Source organism: Psychrobacter sp. 4Bb, assembly GCF_002836735.1.
Taxonomy (GTDB): Bacteria; Pseudomonadota; Gammaproteobacteria; order Pseudomonadales; family Moraxellaceae; genus Psychrobacter.
On the sequence record NZ_PJAS01000053.1, the window covers coordinates 64,312 to 87,535 of the forward strand.

The following is a 23,224-nucleotide window of genomic DNA, read 5'->3' on the forward strand; positions in this document are numbered from 1 at the left end:
ATATACTGGCGCAATGTCTGTAAATGGTGTAAATACTAATAGCAATCAGCTAGCAATTGATGATGAAATAATAGGTATAGAACAGTGGTAAGTCGCTTATAAAAGTACTGCTAGTACAGACGCAGTAGTCAACCAAAGATGCTGTTCATTGCTCAGTCGATGCGCTACATTAAAGTGTGATGAATGGAATCTGATGAAGTTTATAGTCAGAGTAGGTTATCAAAGAGTGCACCTGACTAGAAAGAAAGATAGAGCCTCTAACCCAATATAGTATAGTGATTACAAACCTTATGACTATTATTATGATTATGACAAGGAAGACAAATGACAGATAGCAACCAAAGCGCCCATGAGCAGCCAGTGACCGAGACCGGTTTTGCGCTGCAGCGTGTGCCTGAAGCACTAAGTACGGCGAAGACTATCGATGAGATGAAAGCGCAATTTGCACGCTTGCAAATGTTAAGCCGTACCCAGCCAATCAATGATTGGGGCACACGTACGACGCAGCTAGACAATCTAGAAGTGATGCTTAGCGATAACCAAGAGAGTTTTGCAAAGGCGATTAGTGCAGACTTTGGCTATCGTAGCCAGTCAGAGACGCAGTTTGCTGAGTTGTTTCCTAGCTTTACCGGTATCAGCCACGCCAAAAAACACGGCAAAAAATGGATGCAAGCACATCGTGCGCCTATTTCAGCGCTATATATGCCAGCTCATAATGAAATTCAGCCGCAGCCATTGGGTGTGGTCGGTATCATGGTGCCTTGGAACTATCCGTTATTTTTAGCAATTGGCCCGATGATTGATGCACTCACCGCAGGCAATCGCATTATGGTCAAGATGAGTGAAGCCGCACCGCAATTTGCTCAGACGTTTGCTGATGCCATTGCTCGTTATTTTTCGCCAGATATGATCTGTGTGGTGCTCGGTGAAGTTGAGATTGCCGCCGCCTTTAGTGAGCTACCATTTGACCATCTGCTATATACCGGATCGACTGCGGTGGGCAAAAAAGTCATGGCTGCCGCTGCGCCCAATTTAACACCAGTGACGCTTGAGCTTGGTGGTAAATCACCTGTAATCGTACTAGATGATGCCAATCTAGAGTCTGTCGTCAATCGAGTGATGATGGGTAAGACACTAAATGCTGGACAGACGTGTATTGCGCCAGATTATGTCTTGATTCAGCGCCAATACCATGACCAGTTTATCGAACTCGCAAAAGAGTGGATGACCAAGCATTATCCTGATATCGAAGAAAACCCAGATTACTCTCGCATTATTAATGGTGAGCAGTTTAAACGGGTAAAAGGCTATCTAGATGCGCTAACAGGTGGCGAGGTACATGCGTTAACTGGCGCCGAACCCAATATAGAAACCCGTCTAATGCCGCCAGTCATCGTCAGCGAGCCTGCGCCTGACAGCGACCTCATGCAAAACGAGATTTTTGCTCCGATATTGCCGCTAATGCATTATGAGACGCTTGATGATGCCATTTACTTTGTAAACTCGCGTCCACGTCCATTGGCGCTATATGTGTTTAGTGACAACTACAGCAGTATCGAAAACGTGCGTAACAATACGGTCTCGGGTGGTCTGTGTATCAACGAAGTTTTGATACATGTGGCTCAGCACGATTTGCCATTTGGTGGCGTGGGTGACTCTGGTACTGGTGCGTACCATGGTAAGGCTGGCTTTGAACGTCTCAGCCATATGAAGCCGATTTTTGTCCAAACTAAGCTCAATGGCTTGAATTTATTATTGCCGCCTTATGGTGGACTGTTTAAAAAGGCGATGGCGCTTTTTTTGAAATAACTGTTCTTGAAATAACAGTCTTTAAAATAACAATTCTTGAGTTAGACATTTTATAGTAGCTATAGAAATTAATAGTGACCTTTTTAATCGATACCATAACCAATAGCACCTATCCAGATAGGTGCTATTTTTTTATCTAAAATATGACTTCTCGAATATAGATTTCTCAAATTAAGAGCGACTTGTCATAAGAGCTTTATCAAAATTATCGTAAATTTATCTAATGCGTTAATCGACAAATAAGCGTTTGTCATCACTTCTATAAATCGCTACACTTTGTAGTAAGTCTAAACAACAGTGGATAGTAGCTGAATGGCCTATGGTCAGCATTGGTAAACTTGATATAGCGACGTTTAGCTGTTTTTTAGTTCTATTGTTTTAATAGTGATTTCATGCCGATGCAACATAATAATAGGAAAGAGTATGCGCCAATGGATTGCATTAAGCTTACTGTGGATGAGCGCGATACTACTGCCTGTATCGGCGTCAGCGGCATGTGAATCACTGATTAAATTTGGGGCACTGACATGGGAGAGTGGACAATTTACCTCCAGCGTACTCAGACATATCGTAGAAGATGGATACGGTTGTACGGTAGAGGAAGTACCAGGAGCAGGGCCTGCACTTGATACAGCACTATCACAAAATGACATTCAGGTCATCGGGGAGCAGTGGGTTGGTCGCTCGCCAATCATGGAAAAAGCCATTGAGCAGAATAAAGTGGCCATCATCGGCGATACGCTAAAAGGTGGTGCAACTCAAGGCTGGTATGTCCCGCGATACGTCTTGGAAGAGAACCCAGGACTACGCAGCTATCAAGATTTGCCTAAATATACTGAGCTATTTAAAGACCCTGAAGATCCTGGTAGATCACGCTTTATGAACTGTCCCTCTGGTTGGACGTGTGAGATTTTCAACACACGTTTGCTAAAAACCACCGGTCTAGACAGTCTTTTTAACAACGCACACCCTGGTACAGGTGCTGCTCTCGATGCCGAAATTGCCTCCGCTTTCGAGCAGCATAAGCCACTGTTGTTTTACTACTGGCAACCTACTGGGCTAATGGCAAAATATGACCTTGCGCCATTAGAGTTCCCAGCTTATGAGGATGCTTGTTGGCAAAATCTGCTGCTCGCTGATGGTAAGATGGATTGCGTGTCAGGATTCCCAGTATCGCCGTTAGGTATTGCCGTTTCTACCCCGTTTGTCGAATCCAATCCCGAACTAGCAGCTGTCTTTGAAAAGGTGCAATTTACCTCTGATGAGCTCAACGGTGCTATCTTGGAGATGAGCGAAAGTAAACGCACTGGCGATGAGCAAGCCATGGTGTTTTTGCGTGACAACCCAGAGGTTTGGCAAGCATGGTTATCCGATGAGGCCGCTACCAACCTCGCTACCAAGTTAGGCCTTAGCTCAACGGGTGCTGTCTCTACAACTGCATCTAGTATCAATGCGTCAGCGCTCGCCTCAAGCTTTCCTTCATGGTCGCTTGAGACCCCACTCAATAATGCCTTAGCAAATGTGGTCCAAAACTATGGTGATGTATTTCGTACTATTAGCACAATGGCGCTTACTTACCTGCTATTACCTATTGAACGATTATTAACGGTTGTCCCGCCTTGGCTTATTATTGCATTTGTGACTGTGCTTGGCTGGTTTGGTGTCCGCAAGGTTTGGTTCGCGCTGGCATGTGGTGCAGGGTTGTTTTTGATTGGTGCTTTTGGCTTATGGGGCGCACTGATTGATACTTTAGCGCTGCTTATCGTATCGGTACTGGTCACGGTGGTGATTGGTATTCCTATTGGTATCGCTATGTCAGGTAGCAAACTGCTACGCAAGACTGTGACGCCAGTGCTAGATATCATGCAGACCATGCCGAGTTTTGTATATCTCATACCAGTGCTGATGTTGTTTGGTATTGGTAAAGTGCCTGCGTTATTCGCGACCGTGATTTATGCTTTGCCACCCTTGATTCGTCTGACGACATTAGGGATTACGCAAGTCAATCATGAAATGGTCGAGGCAGGGCGCTCTTTTGGTAGTACGCATTTACAGCTACTTCTCTGGATTAAATTGCCACAAGCATTGCCCAGTATTATGGCAGGTATCAATCAGGCTGTGATGATGTCACTTGCCATGGTGGTATTGGCCTCAATGATTGGTGCTCCGGGGCTTGGTGAAGATGTATTGCAATCTATCCAAACGCTCAATATCGGTCAAGGTCTACAAGCAGGTACGGCCATCGTTATCGTTGCTATTATCATTGACCGTATCACACAAGCATTTGGTCAAGGTAAGCGTACCCGTCAAAAAACCATCGAAGCAGGCAGACGTCCGATTGGATAAAAAATTATCTAGTGGCATACGACTGAACCTATGGTAATCGACCGAAGCCATAATGATAAAAACCACGTGAATAGTGAGAGCACCGATGAATCATATCCAATTAAAAAATATCAGTAAGATTTATAACGCCAGTAGTACGCAAGCACAGTCTGCATTGGCATTGCTGGCTGAGGGTATGGATAGCATCAAAGTAAAAGAGCAAACGGACTATTCAGTTGGTCTGTATGATATCAATCTAGATATCAAGGCAGGCGAGTTGCATTGCATCATGGGTCTGTCAGGCTCAGGAAAATCAACGCTGATACGCCATATTAATCGTTTGATAGATCCAACCAGTGGCGAGATATGGGTAGATACTGCTCTGAATAGAGAACATGCGACTCACACAACAGCTGATAGGCAATCAGCGACAGCTAATATAAGTACGGTAGTAGAAGAGCGTTCTGCTACCGCTATTAATATTTTAGCGCTCAACGATAAGCAGTTGCAGCATTATCGTCAGCAGACAGTCAGTATGGTTTTTCAGCATTTCGGCTTAGTGCCGCACATGACGGTCATACAAAACGTCGCTTATGGTCTGCGTGTCCGAAAAATGAGCGCAAACGAGCGACATGAAACGGCACGACATTGGCTGAATGAAGTAGGGCTGTCCAATTTGGAAAACAGCTACCCTGATGAGCTATCAGGGGGTATGCAGCAGCGAGTCGGGCTAGCTCGAGCTTTAGCGACGGACAATCCAATTTTGCTAATGGATGAAGCGTTCTCTGCACTTGATCCGCTCATTCGCGCCCAGCTGCAAGACCAACTACTCGAATTACAAGAACGATTGAACAAGACCATTGTGTTTATTACCCATGACATCGATGAAGCTGTCAAAGTAGGTCAGCGTATCAGTATGCTAAATGGTGGTCGACTCATACAAACGGGGACGCCAAGCGAGTTGCGGCACAATCCTGCTGATGACTATGTCGAGCAGTTTATGAGTGCAAAAGCGTAAGCTGTGATAATCATCTATGAATAGGTTGTCTGGATAGACTTATACGATGTTTTGATAAATGGTTTAAATAATCGCAATCATTTTGCTGGCTTTTCACTGTCATTTTACGGTAATCAAAAGTGAACTCTGAAATAAATACCAAACTTCGTTATACTGAACGGTTTATCGATGGCTCATAATGAATGAGCGTGTATTGTTTATCGTCCACATATGATGTCGCTTTGTCTATCAAATGACGTTTGTTTCTTATTTTGCACTTTTAAGGCCATAGTATGACCGTTTCTTATGCACCTATTATTACTTCATTGCTTGATAATGATTTGTACAAATTTACGATGTTACAAGCCATGCTGCATCAGTTCCCGCAAACCCATGGTGTTTATCGCTTTCGCTGCCGTAATAACAAAGATGCAGCCTATCCGTTGGCTGATATCCAAAAAGATCTAGAGCAGCAACTAGACAGCTTATGCGAATTGCGCTTTTTGCCAGATGAGCTAGAGTACTTACGTAGCTTACGCTTTATTCGCTCAGATTTCGTTGATTATCTAGAATTATTTAAGCTAAAACGTCGTTTTATTACGGTAAGTACAGACGATAAAGGTCGCCTGTTTATCGATATCGAAGGGCCAATGATTCAAGCGATGTTCTTTGAAGTATTTGTACTAGCCATTGTCAATGAGCTGTATTTTAATGCGCTATCTAATGACAGCGTGATTGAAGAAGGACAACGTCGCCTCGATGCAAAAGTAGCGCTATTACATCAGTATGCCGAAGAGCAAACCCAGTACGATCAGGATACACCGCCATTTATCGTCGCTGATTTTGGCACGCGTAGACGCTTTAGTCGACGCTGGCAAGCACACGTAGTGAAAACGTTACATAAAGCCGAGCCAAAGATAGTTGGTGGTACATCAAACGTATATTTGGCCAAGCAATTAGGAATGACGCCAATAGGCACCATGGCGCACGAGTTTATGCAGGCGTTTCAAGCATTAGATGTGCGTCTGCGAGATTCACAAAAGGCCGCGCTTGAAGCGTGGGTGCATGAGTATCGTGGCGACTTGGGTATTGCATTGACAGACGTAGTCGGCATGGATGCGTTCTTACGTGATTTCGATTTGTATTTTGCTAAACTATTCGACGGTCTGCGTCATGATAGCGGCGACCCATATATTTGGGGTGATAAGGCAATTGCCCATTATGAGAAGCTAAAGATAGACCCAAAAACCAAGATTCTAACTTTTAGCGATGGGTTAGATTTAGAGAAGGCGTGGGAGCTGCATCAATACTTTAAAGGTCGCATTAGAACCAGTTTCGGCATCGGCACCAATCTGACCAATGATATGGGCATTACGCCGATTAATATCGTGCTCAAGTTGGTAGAGTGCAATGGTCAGCCAGTTGCAAAGCTGTCTGATAGCCCAGGCAAGACCATGATCAATAACGACACGTATCTTGCCTATCTGCGCCAAGTCTTTGAGGTTGATGAGCCAGAGTAAACTGAATATCAAACTGTTGCGTTGCCAAATGTGCCAAATGAGATTGATACGCTTGGCTTGACTACTCAACTGCTATTTATTGGCTGCTTTTCGTTTAACTATCAACACTGCTGGTAGATTTTTCTTCGGCAAAGGCCGCATCTAGTGCTTGCTGTACAGCATTGATACGAGTCTCGCAAACGCGATAAGCGGCAATAGATTCTTCGACCGTTGTCATTAGATTATCAATATCAGGCTCATCCTGTTGCTGTAGTTCAGCTGCATTGGTTTTTAAGATATCGTAAGCCGCCTTAAAGGTTTTTGGGGCGGCTTTTTTGCGTCGGCGAGTAGGGGTTGTCATAAAATTTCCTAATTTTTAAAGGTAAGTCGATGAGTAATCGTTAGATATTATTATGTGGTCAAGTTGGAGTACCTGAAGTTTCCGTCGCTTCTTTATCCATATTGACATCTATAATCTGCGCTTTTGCGTTGCCATCTTTTAAAATGATATTGACAGTTTGCTCAGGATACAGTTGGGTACTACTAGTGAGGGTTTGCTTGTTTTGAGCATCCGTTAGCATGGTATAGCCTTGCTTGAGTACGCGAGACGGTCGATGTAATAGCACGATGTCACGTAGATGTTCGCTATCGCGCTGTGCTTGCACAATTTGCTGCTGCGCGTTTTGCATGATTGACTCTTGATAACTTTTGCTATTGGTAGCGGCTTTTACAAGTTGTTGATGCGCCAAGGTTTGCGTTTGTGTGTATCGCTCAGCCGTCAGTCTGACTGCTTGCTTTACTTGGCGCTGGGCACTTTGTTGAATACTGCGCCATGCATAGTCACTGTCTTTTCGTAGAGCGGTGAGCTGCCCAATCGTTTGCGACTGTATTTGGCTTAACTGTCGCGCAGTTTGTTGCTCAGCAGTATTTAGTTGACGTTGAGCCGCTTGCTTGATTTGTGCCTGATATTGTAGCGTCTGAGTGACGAGCTGGGCCAAGTGGCTATGGATAGCAGCAATCACCTTTGAGGGTGTGTCAAAGCTGGTATGCGCCACTTCATCTAAGATGACTTTGTCACGTTCATGACCGATGCCCACCCAGATAGGAATAGGCTGCTCAGCAACCAGAGCTGCCAACTCATAATCATTGAGATAAGCCAAATCACCAACCGCACCGCCGCCGCGAATAATAACCAACAAGTCTGGTAGACGCTGATAAGTATCGTAAAACTGCTGCTGGGCGCTAACGATGGCTTGGCGGATTTCAGCGGGCGCATGATTGCCCTGAAAAGTCGCACTATGGTAGTGGAAGTGACACGCACCTGTACTGGCTAAGCGATCGGCATCTGCTTGAAAATCACCCAATCCGGCTGCCTTTTCAGGAGCGATGACCAGTACATGCTCGATATCAAAAGGGGCAGGTAGCTGTTGATTAAGATGTAATAGCCCTTCACCTGTTAAGCGGTCGACCATTTCTGCATATTGCCGTGCCAAGTCGCCTAGGGTATAACTGGGGTCGATATCTTCAATGGTGATTGAAAAGCCGTACTGGGCATGAAACCCTGCCGATACTTTAAGGAGTACGGTCAAATCACGCTCAAGCGGCATGCCAGTCGCACGTTCAAACTTAGCTAATACACGAGCAGCTTTGAAACGCCAGAGATTGCCACGGCAGCTGGCGACCACTTTGCCATCGTCGTCTTTTTCGGCCAGTTCAAAGTAGTAATGACCACCTTTACTCGACAGATTGCGGATTTCAGCTTTTACCCAGACACGGTGGTCAAAAGTTTGTTTGATGACCATTTCAACCGCTGATAAATAATCACTTAAGCGTAGGACCGTATCTTCTAGATGGTCTTCCTGCTCAGCGAGTTCCGCTTCCAAGGTAGCCAAATCTTTGGCAGGTGCTAATACTTTGGCCTGTTTAATATTTGAAAGATTGGGTTTGCGCATAATATTAGACCAAAGATAATGAAAATATAAAGACTGACGAGGATGTGCTGAATACGTAGCGGATAGTTTAACTTAAAAAGGAGAGCACAAAAAGCGAAGCCAACAAGCTTTGATTGATATATTATCTATATCGCAGTTTGTTGGCTGTTTAATCAGAGAAAGATTGTATGTCACTTAATGTTAGCGATTGGATTGTTAGTCTGGTTCTATCTGCAGGTAGTTATTTTTATTGGCAACGGAAGTTAATGGTGTATTCATAATCATCGCTACGTGACAAATCTGGTGTACCCGTGCCAAATATCGAGCCAACGACAGCACCTACTTGACCAACCATACGACCAGTACGCTCATTTAAGATACCATTATATTTTACATTGTCATCAACGATAATCACTTGCTTACTTCGACAGGTTTTTTGCGCACTATCGATCGCATTTTGTTGTGCCTTAACTTTGGTATCAGCGATACCGGTTGTCTCATAGATAGAGTTGGCACGCTGAATCACGGGTGAGGAAGGCGTACTTTGACAGGCGCTCAAAGCAAGTGCAGCCACTAACGTTGCCGTCAAACTGGCAGTTTTATTAAAAGTATTCATAAATAATTCCTGATTTATATAAGCAGAACGTCTTAGCTATAGGCAAAGCTTTATGAATGTAGCTTATCTAGATATTACCTGTCTAGACAGTTATTGTGTGCTGTATTACCGGTATATTGCCGATGAACCATGCACTAGATATAAACAAGTTTAATATCTTAAGAACAGCAATATTCCAAAACGGCAGACAACCGTTATTGACCAAAAATAAAACAAGTCGCATCCGTACACAGCAAATCACTTGAAATATAAATTGTATCTAGGATAATTGAGCCATTCATTTTTTATTAATAAGTAATACTATGCAATTGATTCCTGCTCCTGCTGGCGTGCTCGAGGTTGACGCACTGTGGCAAAATGACAATCCTAATGACCCAAATACAGACACGGTGGCGCTGCTGTGCCATCCCAATCCGTTGTTTGATGGTACGATGAATAACAAAGTGGTCACCACCATGTATCGCTTTGCCCGTGATAATGGTATGCATGTGGTGCGCTTTAACTTTCGCGGTGTTGGCCAATCGACAGGCGAGCATGATTATGCGGAAGGTGAAGTGGTCGATGCAATGACCGTGCTACAATGGATTGCTGAACAAACCAATGCTCGAAAGCTATGGCTGGGTGGTTTTTCTTTTGGTGGCTATGTCACGGCACGCGTGGCTGAGCAAGTGCTTGAAGCCGCACATATATGGGGATTGGGTGACTTTGAAGTGACGAAAATCGCCCTTATCGCACCATCAGTCGAAAAAAATGACAGTACTGATATTAGTTTGCCTGCGGATAGAACTTTTGAGATTTATGGTAATGCGGATGAGGTGATTGACCCTGACAATATGCAGGCATTTGCAGACCGATTAGGCATTGAAGTCAGCGTGGTTGATGGCGCGGGTCATTTCTTCCATGGTCGCTTATCAGAGCTCAAAGGATTACTAGACAAGCATAGCTTTGGGCAGGACAGCTAATTTATTTGTTACCTAGCCCATCTTAATAGCTTCTGCTTTGATATGGTTTAGCATGGCTTGCTTGGCAGCACCAGTACCGTGCTAAATTATCCTACTATTTTGATATTTATTTAATCCAACGATGAGTCGTATTATGAGTTTATCTCCATTGCAACGTTACGAGAAAGCCGTCAGTACAGATGAGTTTACTCGGGATGAGCAGCAATTTCAGGCCATGAGCTATCTTGATGAGATATACCATCAGCTCATCAATAGTGCACCGCAAAAGAAAGGTTTTTTTGGCTTTTTGAAATCCAAGCCAGTCGCGCCAACAGGTCTTTATATGTGGGGCGGTGTTGGCCGCGGCAAAACGTGGATGATGGATATGTTTTATGACTCGTTGACTATTGAGCGCAAGATGCGTCTGCATTTCCATCATTTTATGCAGCGTGTCCATAGAGAGCTTAACAAACTACAAGGTGAGAGTGATCCGTTAGAGAAAGTCGCTGATATTATTTATAAAGAAGCGGTTATCATCTGTTTTGATGAGTTTTTTGTTTCTAACGTCTCTGATGCTATGATATTGGGCGATTTGTTCACTATGCTGTTCAATCGCGGTATAACTTTGGTTGCTACCTCAAACATTGAGCCAGCTGGATTGTATAAAGATGGCTTACATCGTGACCGTTTTATGCCTGCCATTGCGGAAGTTGAGCGTCATACCACGGTAATGAATATCGACTCGGGAATTGATTATCGTCTGCGCGTATTACAGCAAGCTGAGCTATACGAAGCGCCGCTTACTAAGGCAAACTACCATTGGTTAGCCAACCGTTTTGCGAGCTTGTCGAATAATCAGAAAATCAGTAAAGAGCCCATTACTATCAATGGACGAGAAGTAAAAATCAACGCTTGTACCGAAGATATCTTATTCTGTGACTTCCGTCATCTCTGTATGGCGCCGCGATCAGCCGCTGATTTTATTGAGCTTGCCAAACGATTTAGCACCGTTTTAGTTGACTCCGTGCCAGCGTTAGATGACGACTTGCGTGATCCAACGCGCCGTTTCATTTATCTCGTCGATGAGTTTTATGATCGCCGTGTAAAATTATTGGTACGGGCAGAGCAGCCGATTCTAGACTTGTACCAAGGAGAGAAGTTGGCGTTTGAGATTGAACGTACTCGTTCACGCCTGCTTGAGATGCAGTCAGAGGACTATCTACGCATGGACCACCGAGTCGAAGATGTTGCGTAGTTTATCGCTGAATTGAGACTGCCTATGTGTAGCTCTCAATTGCTCTATAGCTGTTAAAAAATAAGAAAATGATATTATTAATAAGTAGTGATAGATAATAATAAAGAAGGATAAAACAATGACTACAACTGACAATGTTGATAATGAAAGCCAAGAAATAGAAGACAAAAAACTGTCTGTGAAGAACGTAGCAGCGAATGATATCTCATCTACCAGTGACGAGCTGATAGGTTGGATCAATTCAAGACGCAGTATGGGCAATCTAGATGAGCCAGCACCGACGCGGGCGCAGATTGAATCTGCCATTGAGTGTGCGGCAACTGCGCCAGATCATAAAAAATTGCGTCCTTGGCGCTTCATCGTGACGCAAGGTGAAGCGCGCCACGAGTTAGGCCGTGCCTTGCTCGAAGCAGCCCAAGCAAAAGCGCTACAAGATGGCGAAACGCTGTCTGAAAAAACCGTCACTAAAACTCAAAATATGCCGCTGCGAGCGCCGCTGATCATAACGGCTGTGACTCAAATGCAAGAACACAAAAAAGTGCCACCTTTTGAGCAAATGCTAAGTGCAGGTGCTGCTGTACAAAATCTAATCTTGGCATTAAAAGCTCAAGGGTTTAGTACCGTTTGGCGCACTGGGCTGCTGTGTAATGAGCCTGCAGTAAAAGCGTATTTCGGAGTGGGTGCAGATGATTATGTGACCGCTTTTGTTTATACTGGCACAAGTCCCAAGGATGAGTCCAAACGCAAACCTATCGATATCGAACCGCTAGTTCGCTTCGAGTCGTAATGTAGCTCAGTGCTGTCTATTAATAAGATTATAATTGCACAAAGTTATAATTCAAAGATAATAAGGCCAGTCGCTGAGCACGATAGATTCTATTGATAATACGTCAGTCAACACGGATAAAAGAACATGACAAGCCCTAACAATAGTAATAAAAACAATACCAGTGCTAATAATGAGACGGACAAAGAGTCGTCTGAAAAGCAGAATGGTATGCTTGCAGGTATTCTTGAGCGAGCAACCAAGTCAGGTCTTGGCCGTAAAAAGTCAAACCCTAGTCCTGTTGGATCAGCTGTGGCAAAGGATATGGCAGACATTCATAGCAATCCTACCAAGCTGCGCTTGGCGTTTTTAGGTGGTGGTAGCTTTGGTACGGCAATGGCAAATTTAGCCGCACGTAATGGCTGTGATACCACGCTATGGGTACGTAACAAACGTACGGTAAAAGCAATGGCGAAAACACAGACCAATAAAAAGTATCTCCCAGGCTATAAGCTTGATGATCGACTGAAATACAGCCATGATTTGGCGGCAAGTGTCAAAGATAAAGACATTATTTTTATTGCTGTGCCAGGTTTAGCCTTTCGTGAAACGCTAAAAAACATCGCGCCTTTTATCAGTGGTCAGTCCATTGTATCGTTGACTAAAGGTATGGAAAAAGACACCTTTGCGATGATGAGTGATATCATCAAAGAGGTGCTGCCAGAAGTAAATTTTGGCGTCATGTCAGGGCCGAACCTCGCTATCGAAATCATGAAAAACATGCCGTCTGCTACGGTTATCGCAAGTGAGTCGGAGCCATTGCGTCATGCCGTGCAAGCAGCGTTACACAGTGCCTTCTTTAGAGTATTTGCTAGTGATGATATACGCGGCGTCGAGCTTGGCGGCGCGCTAAAAAACATCTACGCAATTGCCATGGGTATGGCGGCAGCTTATGAAGTAGGTGAAAATACTAAAGCGATGATTCTTACTCGTGCTTTGGCAGAAATGAGTCGTTTTGGTGTTGAAGAAGGCGCCAATCCGCTCACTTTCTTGGGCTTATCTGGCGTAGGCGATTTATATGCTACTTGTAGCTCAGAGCTAAGCCGTAACTATCGTATCGGTAATATGCTTGGTCGCGGTATGAGTATTGATGCCGCAGTCAAAAAGCTTGGCCAAACTGCTGAAGGGGTAAATACTATTCAGCAAGTTCATGAAAAAGCGACCAAAGCGGGTATCTATATGCCAATTACCCATGCGCTCTATGCAGTCATTTATGAAGACAAGGCCGCTCTAGGCGTTGCGCTACATCTAATGGAAGCAGGATTCCGTAGCGATGTTGAGTTTGTCATGGCGCATGATCATAGCAATGCAGCACTTACGGCTCATATGAAAACCTCTAATAGCAATACTAAAAGCAAAGACAGCGATGCTGATAAGTAAGACACATCATTAAAAATCAGTATCAAGAGAGTCGAACTTAGCGCTCCAAGGAAGGTTATGAAAATTATATTAGTACGTCATGGTCAAGCAGAAGACGAAACACGTCCAGATAGCGCGCGTCAGCTGACGGACTTTGGTCAGCAGCAGGCAGCACAAACGGCAGAATATGTGACCACTCACTATAGCCCAGATCGTTTTGTGGTCAGCCCTTATACGAGAGCACAGCAAACTTTATTTGCGTTCCAATCGCGAGCACCGCAAGTAGCCTCATCTGTGCAGGACAATATCACGCCCTCGGATGATGCGCGCCAAGCTTTGATAGATATTGCCAATATTGAAGCTGAGTGTTTGGTCGTTGTTTGTCATATGTCTATCGTCGCTTATATCGCGGGATTGCTGACAGGCGATTATCCAGAGTCGTTCTCTCTAGCGGAAGCCAGAGTGTTTGATATGGAATTTGTGATGACTGGCATGGCAACGGAAGTTGATCGTTTTGTTCCTGATCAGCCTTATTAGACTAGATTTCTAATATTTTGTTTATATGTAACTTGCTAGAGCAGAATTGATTAGATATGACGGATTTGAAGTGGTATTTGCGAGAAGCATGCCAGTTATTAATCATATAAAGTCATCCAATGCTTTCAAAAACCGCATCAATCCTTAACGATATTTTGATAACTGCAGCAATAATTGAGGACACGTTTAGTGTTACATGTTTGGTTACGAGCGCAGCATAGCCCGCTAGCTGTCTGGCACGAAGATGTACAGCAATGGCAAATGGTTGATGGTTGGCAACAGCTGCAAACAATCTATGGTAACTATAAGTCCAGCAGCCAAAAGACGCTTTGTCTATATTTTCCCTCAAGTCATGCATTGCACGTGGACACGGCGCTCAATGCTGCTCAGCTTAAACAGCTGGGTAATAGCGGCAAGCAGTACTTATTTGAAGAAACGTCATTAACACCTATTGAGCAATTAAACATCCGCCAATTGAGCCATGCTGATACGACGCAACTGTATGCACTGGCACAAAACGACATTGAGTCCTGGCAACAAAGCGCGCAGCTAGCCGGTATGAATATAGTGGCGTTACTGCCAGATTTTTTATTGTTGCCACCGCCAGAAGAGGACGCAGGTCAGCAAGTGACTCTTTATCAAGATTCGCAGACTATGCTGCTGCGCCAATCATTGCGTCGAGGTATGGCCGTCAGCTATTTACCACTAATGTTTGAGCGTTTCCCGCATTTAAGTGAGGTAATGGTGTTGCCTTCTATTGAGGCAGCTATTGACGTATCGCTTGACTCGCTAGATTCCTCATCGACGCTAGAGTTAGCGGCGCAAACTAAAGCGTTGATCGCTGATCATCAGCTGCTACTGACGACCCTGCCTACAGTACCTAAGCCAATTGACAGTCCTGAACGTCACGCGCTTAATTTCTTTATGAAATCTACTGACTCACAACTATCACCATATTTGCGAGTGGCTATGATGGTTGCGTTATCAGCGTTAGTGCTGCAAATGGCAACCGATGGTGTGCAGTGGTATAAGTATAATGAAGCGACCGCCGCAACCAAGACTGCAATTGCGGCACAGTATCAGTCTTGGTTCGCCGATGAGCCACTGAGTACGCGCACCAAACTGCAAGTACAGCTGCAACCAAAACTGCGTAGCGATAGCCAAGCGCCTGCATCACATATGGCCGCACTGTCACGCATATCACCATTGATTAAACAGTCATCATTGCATGCACAATCATTAGTAATGCAACCATCGGCGCTCAGTTTTACCTTGATTGCTCCAGATCGCGGTAGCCTTGATAAATTTACGAGCACACTGGTAGCACAAGGCTTAAATGCCAAACTTGCGCAAGTGAATAGTAATGAGCAAGGTCAGTTTAGTGGTCAAGTCACTGTCAACGTAGTAGAAAATAATATTGTAGAAAGCAGCGACATGGCAAATAATGCGGCAGCGTCGTAACTCATCAAGGTATTGGTAATAAAGGTCAAAACATGAAACGATTACAACGCCGTACCAAACGTAATGCAGCTATTTCTGCAACCAGTACTAAGGCTCAGGTATTCTCAGAGCGTATGAACAATTATCAAAATGTACTAATGACGCGCTGGCAAACATTGCCTCCCCGTGATCAGCTAGCATTAGCTATATTGTCTATATTTTTACTGTTGTTTATTGGCGGCTATGGTGGCTATAGCGTTCATCAAGCAGCGAGCGATAGTAAGAGTGACTATCAGGAGCAAGTGGCAGATTATTTTTGGTTGCGTGCTCAAGCAGGTAACATTGATAGTAATGCATTGAATACTAGGAATAACGCTACTGGAGAGGCTGATATGCCATCCACTAGTCGTATCAATGCGCTGCTCAATAACTCAGGTATAGCAGGTGCTCAGGTGGTTGCGACTGGCGATGCAGTGCAATTGAGCTTTACGCATCCTAGTCAAGCGGTCGTCAGCACTGCACTGGGTAAGCTTGAACAGCAAGGTTGGCAATTTACACAGCTATCTATGCAGCAAGATCTGACCAATAAAGCTATTCAGGTACAAGCAACGGTCACTTCATAAAACGCGTCAGACTGTGATAGAAATTTTAGATACTTATAATACTGTGTGTCTAGTACTCGACACTCAATCCTCGACAGCAAAATAATGCTTTATCGTTGGTATCATTGAAAAGCCATTTATCTGGCTCCATTAAATAGTTAATCATATGACTATTGAACAAAAATATTACCAGTAAGGAAAACCTCACATAATGCGGGACAGTATGAGCAACGATAAGCGCCGTTCGTTAATTACTTATAACCATATCACTTATTTCTTATATGTGATCAGCTACTTTACTGCGGGTTTACTGTGGATTGTGCCGATTGTCATGAACTATGCTAAGCGCCATGATGCTAGTGGGTCATGGTTGGCCACGCATTTTGACTGGCAAATCAAGACCTTTTGGTACAGTATCGTTTGGTTCGTCATTGGCATTATTTTGATTACCTTTGCATTAGGCGGCTTTGGCGTTAGCGTATTGGCGGATAGTGGCAATATCGCTATTGGCTCAATATTATTGGCTGGGCTTGGTTTGCTGATTATGACCTTTACCTTTATCTGGCATTTATATCGCATTATACGTGGTTGGATTGCGTTGACTGATGGACGTCCAGTACCGTAGATGTTTAAGAGTACCTTTGTGCTATGTCTTTAGCTTAGAAAACGACAATTCATCGTTATTTAGTAGAGATTCATCAGTATTGGTTACTGCTTAAATGTAGAAATTTAGCGACTGAAACTTTGCTCTTATTTCTGTTAAGCTGATATAATCGCTGCGCCCGATTTCATTCGCATTTTTTATTCACTATTTCTTCCAAGCAGGGTCTGCCATCACTATGTCTTATGCCTTACTTCGTCCTTTTTTGTTTAATATGGATCCCGAACACGCCCATGAGATGACGCTATCTTTATTGGATAAAGCGCATAAAGCGCGTGTTTTAGGCTTGGCGTATGGTCAGTCAATGCAACCAACAGACTGTATGGGTTTGCAGTTTTCTAACCCAGTTGGTCTGGCAGCAGGCATGGACAAAAACGGCGATTACATTGACGCGCTGGCTGAGTTAGGGTTTGGTTTTATAGAAGTAGGAACCGTCACGCCAAGACCGCAAGTAGGCAACGACAAGCCAAGGCTGTTTAGAATCAAGCAGGCAGACGCGATTATCAATCGTATGGGCTTTAACAACGAAGGCGTTGATTATCTAATCAACAATGTCAAACGCTGTAAATATAAAGGCAATATCGGTATCAATATTGGTAAAAATGCCGACACGCCGGTAGAGCAAGCCGCTGATGATTATGTGTATTGTTTAGAGCGTGTGTATCCGCACGCCTCATACATCACAGTCAACATCTCATCGCCAAACACCAAAAACTTACGTGATTTGCAAAGTGGTGAAGCACTGACTCAGTTAATGGATACGATTAAAAACCGTCACAGTCAGTTAGCTACTGAATATGGTTTTTATGTCCCATTAGTGCTTAAAGTTGCTCCAGATTTAGAACCATTACAAGTTGATTATATCTCGCAGCAATTAATAGACTTTGAAATTGATGGTCTGATAGCGACTAATACGACATTGAGCCGCGTAGGTGTCGAAGACTTGCGTGATGGTGATCAAATGGGTGGCCTATCCGGTCGTCCTGTGAGTCATATTAGTACCCAGATTTTGCAACAATTCTCTGATCAGTTAGATGGTAAAGTCGCTTTGATAGGCGTGGGCGGTATCGATAGTGGTGCCAAAGCCGTCAAAAAAATTGAAGCAGGCGCAGACATGGTACAGCTCTATACGGGGCTTATCTATCGTGGTCCTGGGCTGGTGCAGTCTTGTATTCAGGCAATCGGTGGCTATTACGATGCCATGGAAAGCTAATCCAATAAATAAGGTAATAAGGCGTAAAGCATGAGTGGTTTAGATATTGTGATTGCTATCGTTGTCTTGATTGGCTTATGGCGCGGCTTTCAAGTAGGACTGATTAAAACAGCAATAGGCTTGGTAGGTTGGTTTATCGCCCTCATCGCTGCTACTAGGCTGGCAGGAGTGGTGTCGCCCCAATTAACGGGTATCGTACAAAACCCTGTACTACAGATGGCCATGGCTTTTTTATTGGTAGTGATTGCCATATTGGCAGTCATGCATCTGATGGCGTTTGTATTCTCAGGCGTGCTCAAAACCTTACGTTTGGGCGTCTTGGACAAAATGGCAGGCGGCGTACTGGGTGCTGCCAAAAACGTACTAATGGTCTTGGTTGTATTGAGCGTCAGTGCGCCATTGCTAGTACAGATGCCGCAGTGGCAAACCTCAGTACTAGCGCCTGAGCTGATGCCATATGCACCGATGGGCAAGGCGTTGGTATCGGACGTACTAGGAATGGCTTGGGATCAGGTCAATCAGTCATAATTGTTTAATTGCCTATTATTTTATATAACTGTCTATTATTTTACTTCTTTTTATACTTCTAAATGTTTGCACGTGTCACTGATAATCAAAAATAGATTATCGAAAAATCTCGTTAAGTTTCTTACAATATCATCAGGTTAGCGGCGTGCGACAGTGAATGATTTTAGCAACATACTGTCGTTAAGTTTGCCGTTATTGTCGTACTAATGTATGAGTCAAAATAGGATATAGCTATTATGTGTGGAGTCATTGGAGTTGCAGCTCACGAACCAGTCAATCAGATTCTTTATGACGGTTTGACGATGCTACAGCATCGCGGGCAAGATGCAGCAGGTATTGTCACTTTGCAAGATGGGCGACTCTATCTACGTAAAGAAAATGGCATGGTACGTGACGTATTTATGAATCGTCATATGATGAAACTGGTTGGTAAGTTCGGTATCGGTCACGTTCGTTACCCGACAGCTGGTACTTCTAGCAGCGCTGAAGCTCAGCCATTTTATGTCAACTCACCGTATGGTATTACCCTTGCGCACAATGGTAACCTGACCAATGCTGAGAGTTTGGCCAAATCTTTGTACATCGAAGATCGCCGCCACCTTAATACTGACTCAGATTCTGAAGTACTGTTAAATGTACTGGCACATGAGATGCAGAATCTAGGCAAAACACATTCAACGGCTGATGATATCTTTGAAGCAGTAAAAGCCGTCTATAAACGCTGTGAAGGCGCTTATGGTGTTGTCGCTTTGATCACTGGTCATGGCCTACTTGCATTCCGCGATCCAAATGGTATCCGTCCACTTATCTTTGGTAAGCGTATGGCACCGAATGGCGGCACTGAGTATATGGTTGCCTCTGAATCAGTGGCGTTGACAGGTTCTGGCTTTACTATCGTTCGTGATGTAAAACCAGGCGAAGCAATTTTCATTGATTTGAACCATAAGCTGCATACGCATCAGTGCGTCGAGCAAAAAGAATACACGCCTTGTATCTTTGAATATGTGTACTTTGCTCGTCCAGATTCGATTATGGACAATATCTCAGTTTATAAATCACGCCTACGCATGGGTGAAAAACTGGCAGATAAAATCCTTGCTGAATGGGGTGAAGATCACGATATCGACGTGGTCATTCCAATTCCAGATACGTCTCGTACTTCAGCGATGGAGCTGGCGCTAAAAATGAATGTCAAGTACCGTGAAGGGTTTATGAAAAACCGCTACATCGGTCGTACGTTTATTATGCCAGGTCAGCAGCAGCGTAAAAAATCAGTTCGCCAGAAACTCAGCGCTGTGCCGCTAGAGTTCAAAGGCAAAAACGTACTGTTGGTTGATGATTCAATCGTTCGTGGTACGACGTGTCATGAGATCATTCAAATGGCACGTGATGCAGGTGCTAATAAGGTGTTTTTTGCGAGTGCCGCGCCACCAGTGAAGTTTCCAAACGTATACGGCATTGATATGCCAGTGCGTACCGAGCTGATTGCTTCAGGTAATAGTGTTGAGGAAGTACGTGAGATCATTGGCGCTGACCGTTTGATCTTCCAAGATCTAGATGATTTGATCGATGCCGTCAAAGATACCAAGCACAGCAGAGTCGAAGGGTTTGATTGCGCTGTATTTAATGGCTGCTACATCACGGGCCAAATCAATGAAGCTTATCTTGACCATTTGCAAGAGCAACGTAATGATACAGCCAAGACTGGTAAAAAAGGCGTGCAGATAGTAGCTGATACCCCAGTTGATATGATGGGTGTTGAAGAGCTTTAAGCCAGATAGCAATAAATATATCGCTTGAAAATAAAAAGCTGGATTCTATTAAGAATCCAGCTTTTTTGTGCCCAAAATACAAGTAAAATCAATACTGAATGTTGGTATAAGATAGACTGCTGTCAGGTCAAAAAGTTGGTAAATATCCAGACAAAGCCATTGATTGCAGCAATACCAACGACCATGCTAACCAAGAGCTGGCGGCTGATATGATAGATAAACAATACCAAAATAAGTGCGCCGATTTGAGCCATTAATAGATGCAACTCGGTGTCATTCAAAGTAACAGTCGTCGATACGTCTTGATAGGACAGGCTAGTCAAAATTAGCAGCACCATCACTGATAATGGCAAACTCTCATTTAACCGATGTAGCCAAGGTGTATCGAGCAGCTTTCTAGGTATCAGTGCTGGCAATGCACGAGTGATAAAGGTCACTGCTGCCATGGCAAGCGTGGCAAAAATAAGATAACTACTGGTCATGAGATTCTCCTATTTCATGACGCTGCATCCAAAATCCACGTACTAAAATCATCAGCATACAGATAGTGATAGCCACCAATAATAACCAATCGCTAGTGAATAAAGAAGCGACAATCAAGCCAATCACAGCGATGCCAATAGGAAAATAACGCTTGATACTTTGGAATTGTTCATATGCCAAAATCGCAAACAGACAAACCAAGGCAAAATCCAAATGTGGAATTAAGTCACTAAGCGTACTTCCAATCATCACACCAATGGTACTCGCAAGCACCCACCAGCTTTGGTTAAATAAGCTAATAGGGAGTATGAGTTTTTGTCGTGTCTCGTTTGGCAAACTGGTCATGACTGAAAAAGTCTCGTCAGTCAGGGCAAATAAGCAATACGTTTTTGCCAGTTTATGTTTTGGTAGATATTGCAATAACGGCATACCATAAAACACGTGGCGTAAATTAATGGCGGCGATATTGGTGGCGATATTACCGATCGGTAGGCCAGCGCTGAGCATTGGCAAACAAGCATATTGAGCCGCTCCAGCATAGAGCACAATGCTGAGCATAATCGTTGCCCATATAGGGACGCCAGCAACTTGTGCCAGTACACCAAAGGCAATACCTGCAGGTAGATATCCCATCGCAACGGGTAAGCTTTTCTTAAATCCTTCGGCCCAGTCGTGAGTGTGCGCTCGTTGATGACTGAGTTCGTTTGAATGAGTAGTCACATCGTATCCTAAATTTTTCTTACTTTGGTCAACTTCATTATTGATAGGTAAATATCAATAATGAACTTCATAACAATCACCCAGCTCACGTGATGAGTGATAAAAAATAGCTATTGCTCTGGTTGTAGGTTTTCATAACTGCGTGATTGATGAGCACGAAACAAAAACCCGCCCAAGATAATTAATCTCAATAGCAGTAGGCACCACACGCTAAGCCAAATACCTGTCATATCCCATTGTTGATAGAGCAGCCAACTCAACGGAAAGAAAATAGCAGCCAGTATCAGCGCCGCATTACGGATCACGCTACCAGCCGTCAAACCGAAAAATATCCCATCCAGCCAATAGGCACCAACACCGACAAGAGGCAATAATACAGCATATAAATGGTAGTCATAGGCGAGGGCAAACACTGACTCAATATTGGTCATGAATCCCAAATACGTAGGCATTGCAAGCCACCAAATGGCGCTTAACACGATAGCAAGGCCATAACTAACCACGCCTGTACGTTTGACGATAATACGAAACCGTGGCCAATCACGTCGTCCTGCAGCTTGTCCACTTAACGTTTCAGCAGACACAGCGACGCCATCTAAAGCGAAGGCAGATATGCTTAATACTTGCAATAAAATAGCATTAGCAGCCAGTATAACGTCACCGCTTTGGGCCGATAGTCGAGTAATCCAAGCAAAGCTTAGCGTTAAGATAAGGGTACGTACAAAGATATCTTTGTTTAAAGAAAATAGCCTAAGCATTTTTTCTTTCGTAAAATATTGTCGATCCGCTTTGAACAATACAGACCACGATACTTTTAAATGTTGGCGGCTCAACCATACTGCCATCATTATCCCAAACCAAAATGCGATAGTGGTTCCTAGTGCGACACCAGCCAATCCCATCTGCATTGCAAATACAAAAAACAGAGTCAGTACGATATTAAGTACGGCAATAAAGCCTTGCTGATAAAGCATATAACGGGTCTTACCTTGTCCTGCAAACCAACCAATAAATGCAAAGTTCATCAGTTCTGCGATCACGCCCCAAAAGCGTACGTCTAAGTAGGTTTTTGCTGCGCGTCCACTTTCAGGATTGGCTGATAGTGCTTGTAAGCCAAAATCAATCAGCCATGGCTTTGCCAGTAGCAATATTGCTCCGATAACAAACGCCAATAGTAACGCGCGTTGCAAGATAGACAGTAAAGGCGTGGGCACTGATACAGCTGATGTATTGCTAGTATTATTCGCGAGTTGTCCCAATGCCTGCGCAGCAAGTCCAGATGATGCATACTGCAAAAAGTTAAAACTAACAAGCAATAGCGACAGCAGCTGTATGGCTAGACCCATGCCAGCAAGTTTCGCCGTGTCATTCATATTGCCTACAATGGCCGTATCAATCACGCTCTGCAATGGCATAGCCAAATTGGCGAGTAGCACAGGCAATGCAATCGCGACAATACGCTTATAGCTTGTGTCAATAGGTGGTATCGCTTGAGAAGTTGCGGAATTAGCTGACATGGGTAACTCGTTTATACGTGAACGATAAAGAGGTGTATTCGTTAAATGATAATAAAATTGTAAGGCAGTACATTTAATATAAGAGACAAAATAGCTATAAAGACAAAAGCACCTAGACTCATTATTCATGAGTCAGGTGCTCTTATTTAAACGTTGTAGCTGTATAATCAGTAATTATATAGAGTGTGATACC

Annotated in this window: 21 protein-coding genes; 15 read left to right on the top strand and 6 right to left on the bottom strand. The window is 43.9% G+C overall.

All coding sequences use genetic code 11. The annotated features are described in order from the left end of the window. Window positions 1-324 precede the first annotated feature (324 nt). The 4 genes from CXF60_RS04405 to pncB all read left to right on the top strand — a co-directional run bounded on the left by CXF60_RS04405 (window position 325) and on the right by pncB (window position 6,651). On the top strand, window positions 325-1,809 hold the full coding sequence (locus CXF60_RS04405) for a coniferyl aldehyde dehydrogenase (protein WP_102090959.1): 1,485 nt from the start codon (window positions 325-327) through the stop codon (window positions 1,807-1,809). Window positions 1,810-2,232: 423 nt separating this feature from the next. Then, on the top strand, window positions 2,233-4,155 hold the full coding sequence (locus CXF60_RS04410; protein ID WP_102090960.1) for a glycine betaine ABC transporter substrate-binding protein: 1,923 nt from the start codon (window positions 2,233-2,235) through the stop codon (window positions 4,153-4,155). An 85-nt stretch (window positions 4,156-4,240) separates the two neighbouring features. Further along, the gene (locus CXF60_RS04415; protein ID WP_102090961.1) at window positions 4,241-5,152 is read left to right on the top strand and encodes an ATP-binding cassette domain-containing protein; all 912 of its coding nucleotides are present in this window, start codon (window positions 4,241-4,243) and stop codon (window positions 5,150-5,152) included. A gap of 272 nt (window positions 5,153-5,424) precedes the next feature. Then, window positions 5,425-6,651, top strand: a complete 1,227-nt coding sequence (pncB, locus tag CXF60_RS04420; RefSeq protein WP_101205386.1) for a nicotinate phosphoribosyltransferase — start codon at window positions 5,425-5,427, stop codon at window positions 6,649-6,651. Between the two features lie 94 nt (window positions 6,652-6,745). Here the strand turns inward: pncB and xseB are convergent, their stop codons facing one another. The 3 genes from xseB to CXF60_RS04435 all read right to left on the bottom strand — a co-directional run bounded on the left by xseB (window position 6,746) and on the right by CXF60_RS04435 (window position 9,177). Next, on the bottom strand, window positions 6,746-6,991 hold the full coding sequence (gene xseB, locus CXF60_RS04425) for an exodeoxyribonuclease VII small subunit (protein WP_101205385.1): 246 nt from the start codon (window positions 6,989-6,991) through the stop codon (window positions 6,746-6,748). Window positions 6,992-7,049: 58 nt separating this feature from the next. After that, the gene (xseA, locus tag CXF60_RS04430) at window positions 7,050-8,582 is read right to left on the bottom strand and encodes an exodeoxyribonuclease VII large subunit (protein WP_102090962.1); all 1,533 of its coding nucleotides are present in this window, start codon (window positions 8,580-8,582) and stop codon (window positions 7,050-7,052) included. A 226-nt stretch (window positions 8,583-8,808) separates the two neighbouring features. Further along, on the bottom strand, window positions 8,809-9,177 hold the full coding sequence (locus CXF60_RS04435) for a hypothetical protein (protein WP_102090963.1): 369 nt from the start codon (window positions 9,175-9,177) through the stop codon (window positions 8,809-8,811). A 302-nt stretch (window positions 9,178-9,479) separates the two neighbouring features. On the opposite strand from CXF60_RS04435, the gene CXF60_RS04440 reads away from it, so the two are divergent. The 11 genes from CXF60_RS04440 to purF all read left to right on the top strand — a co-directional run bounded on the left by CXF60_RS04440 (window position 9,480) and on the right by purF (window position 20,311). Beyond that, entirely contained in the window at window positions 9,480-10,139 is a 660-nt protein-coding gene (locus tag CXF60_RS04440) for an alpha/beta hydrolase (RefSeq protein WP_102090964.1), read from the top strand. A 133-nt stretch (window positions 10,140-10,272) separates the two neighbouring features. Beyond that, on the top strand, window positions 10,273-11,373 hold the full coding sequence (zapE, locus tag CXF60_RS04445; protein ID WP_057759500.1) for a cell division protein ZapE: 1,101 nt from the start codon (window positions 10,273-10,275) through the stop codon (window positions 11,371-11,373). 118 nt (window positions 11,374-11,491) lie between these two features. Continuing rightward, window positions 11,492-12,160, top strand: a complete 669-nt coding sequence (locus CXF60_RS04450; RefSeq protein WP_102090965.1) for a nitroreductase family protein — start codon at window positions 11,492-11,494, stop codon at window positions 12,158-12,160. A 126-nt stretch (window positions 12,161-12,286) separates the two neighbouring features. Beyond that, window positions 12,287-13,579, top strand: a complete 1,293-nt coding sequence (locus CXF60_RS04455) for an NAD(P)H-dependent glycerol-3-phosphate dehydrogenase (protein WP_102090966.1) — start codon at window positions 12,287-12,289, stop codon at window positions 13,577-13,579. Window positions 13,580-13,636: 57 nt separating this feature from the next. Beyond that, entirely contained in the window at window positions 13,637-14,095 is a 459-nt protein-coding gene (locus CXF60_RS04460) for a SixA phosphatase family protein (RefSeq protein ID WP_102090967.1), read from the top strand. 189 nt (window positions 14,096-14,284) lie between these two features. Further along, window positions 14,285-15,556: a type II secretion system protein GspL gene (gspL, locus tag CXF60_RS04465; RefSeq protein ID WP_102090968.1), complete on the top strand. Its 1,272-nt coding sequence runs from the start codon at window positions 14,285-14,287 to the stop codon at window positions 15,554-15,556. A 32-nt stretch (window positions 15,557-15,588) separates the two neighbouring features. Further along, on the top strand, window positions 15,589-16,158 hold the full coding sequence (gspM, locus tag CXF60_RS04470; RefSeq protein WP_102090969.1) for a type II secretion system protein GspM: 570 nt from the start codon (window positions 15,589-15,591) through the stop codon (window positions 16,156-16,158). Between the two features lie 202 nt (window positions 16,159-16,360). Beyond that, entirely contained in the window at window positions 16,361-16,762 is a 402-nt protein-coding gene (locus CXF60_RS04475) for a DUF4870 family protein (protein ID WP_228707043.1), read from the top strand. Window positions 16,763-16,976: 214 nt separating this feature from the next. Beyond that, a complete protein-coding gene (locus CXF60_RS04480; protein ID WP_102090971.1) occupies window positions 16,977-18,011 on the top strand; it encodes a quinone-dependent dihydroorotate dehydrogenase in 1,035 nt (344 codons plus the stop codon). Window positions 18,012-18,041: 30 nt separating this feature from the next. Further along, window positions 18,042-18,539 (top strand): CvpA family protein, encoded by a 498-nt coding sequence (locus tag CXF60_RS04485; protein ID WP_102090972.1) that lies wholly within the window; start codon window positions 18,042-18,044, stop codon window positions 18,537-18,539. 236 nt (window positions 18,540-18,775) lie between these two features. After that, entirely contained in the window at window positions 18,776-20,311 is a 1,536-nt protein-coding gene (purF, locus tag CXF60_RS04490) for an amidophosphoribosyltransferase (protein WP_102090973.1), read from the top strand. A 122-nt stretch (window positions 20,312-20,433) separates the two neighbouring features. On the opposite strand, the gene CXF60_RS04495 is transcribed toward purF, so the two are convergent. The 3 genes from CXF60_RS04495 to CXF60_RS04505 all read right to left on the bottom strand — a co-directional run bounded on the left by CXF60_RS04495 (window position 20,434) and on the right by CXF60_RS04505 (window position 23,031). After that, on the bottom strand, window positions 20,434-20,793 hold the full coding sequence (locus tag CXF60_RS04495) for an AzlD domain-containing protein (protein WP_102090974.1): 360 nt from the start codon (window positions 20,791-20,793) through the stop codon (window positions 20,434-20,436). Next, on the bottom strand, window positions 20,783-21,514 hold the full coding sequence (locus tag CXF60_RS04500; RefSeq protein ID WP_416376865.1) for an AzlC family ABC transporter permease: 732 nt from the start codon (window positions 21,512-21,514) through the stop codon (window positions 20,783-20,785). Before CXF60_RS04500 ends, CXF60_RS04495 begins: the two co-directional genes overlap by 11 nt. Before the next feature lie 110 nt (window positions 21,515-21,624). Then, window positions 21,625-23,031: an MATE family efflux transporter gene (locus CXF60_RS04505; protein ID WP_102090976.1), complete on the bottom strand. Its 1,407-nt coding sequence runs from the start codon at window positions 23,029-23,031 to the stop codon at window positions 21,625-21,627. Window positions 23,032-23,224 lie beyond the last annotated feature (193 nt).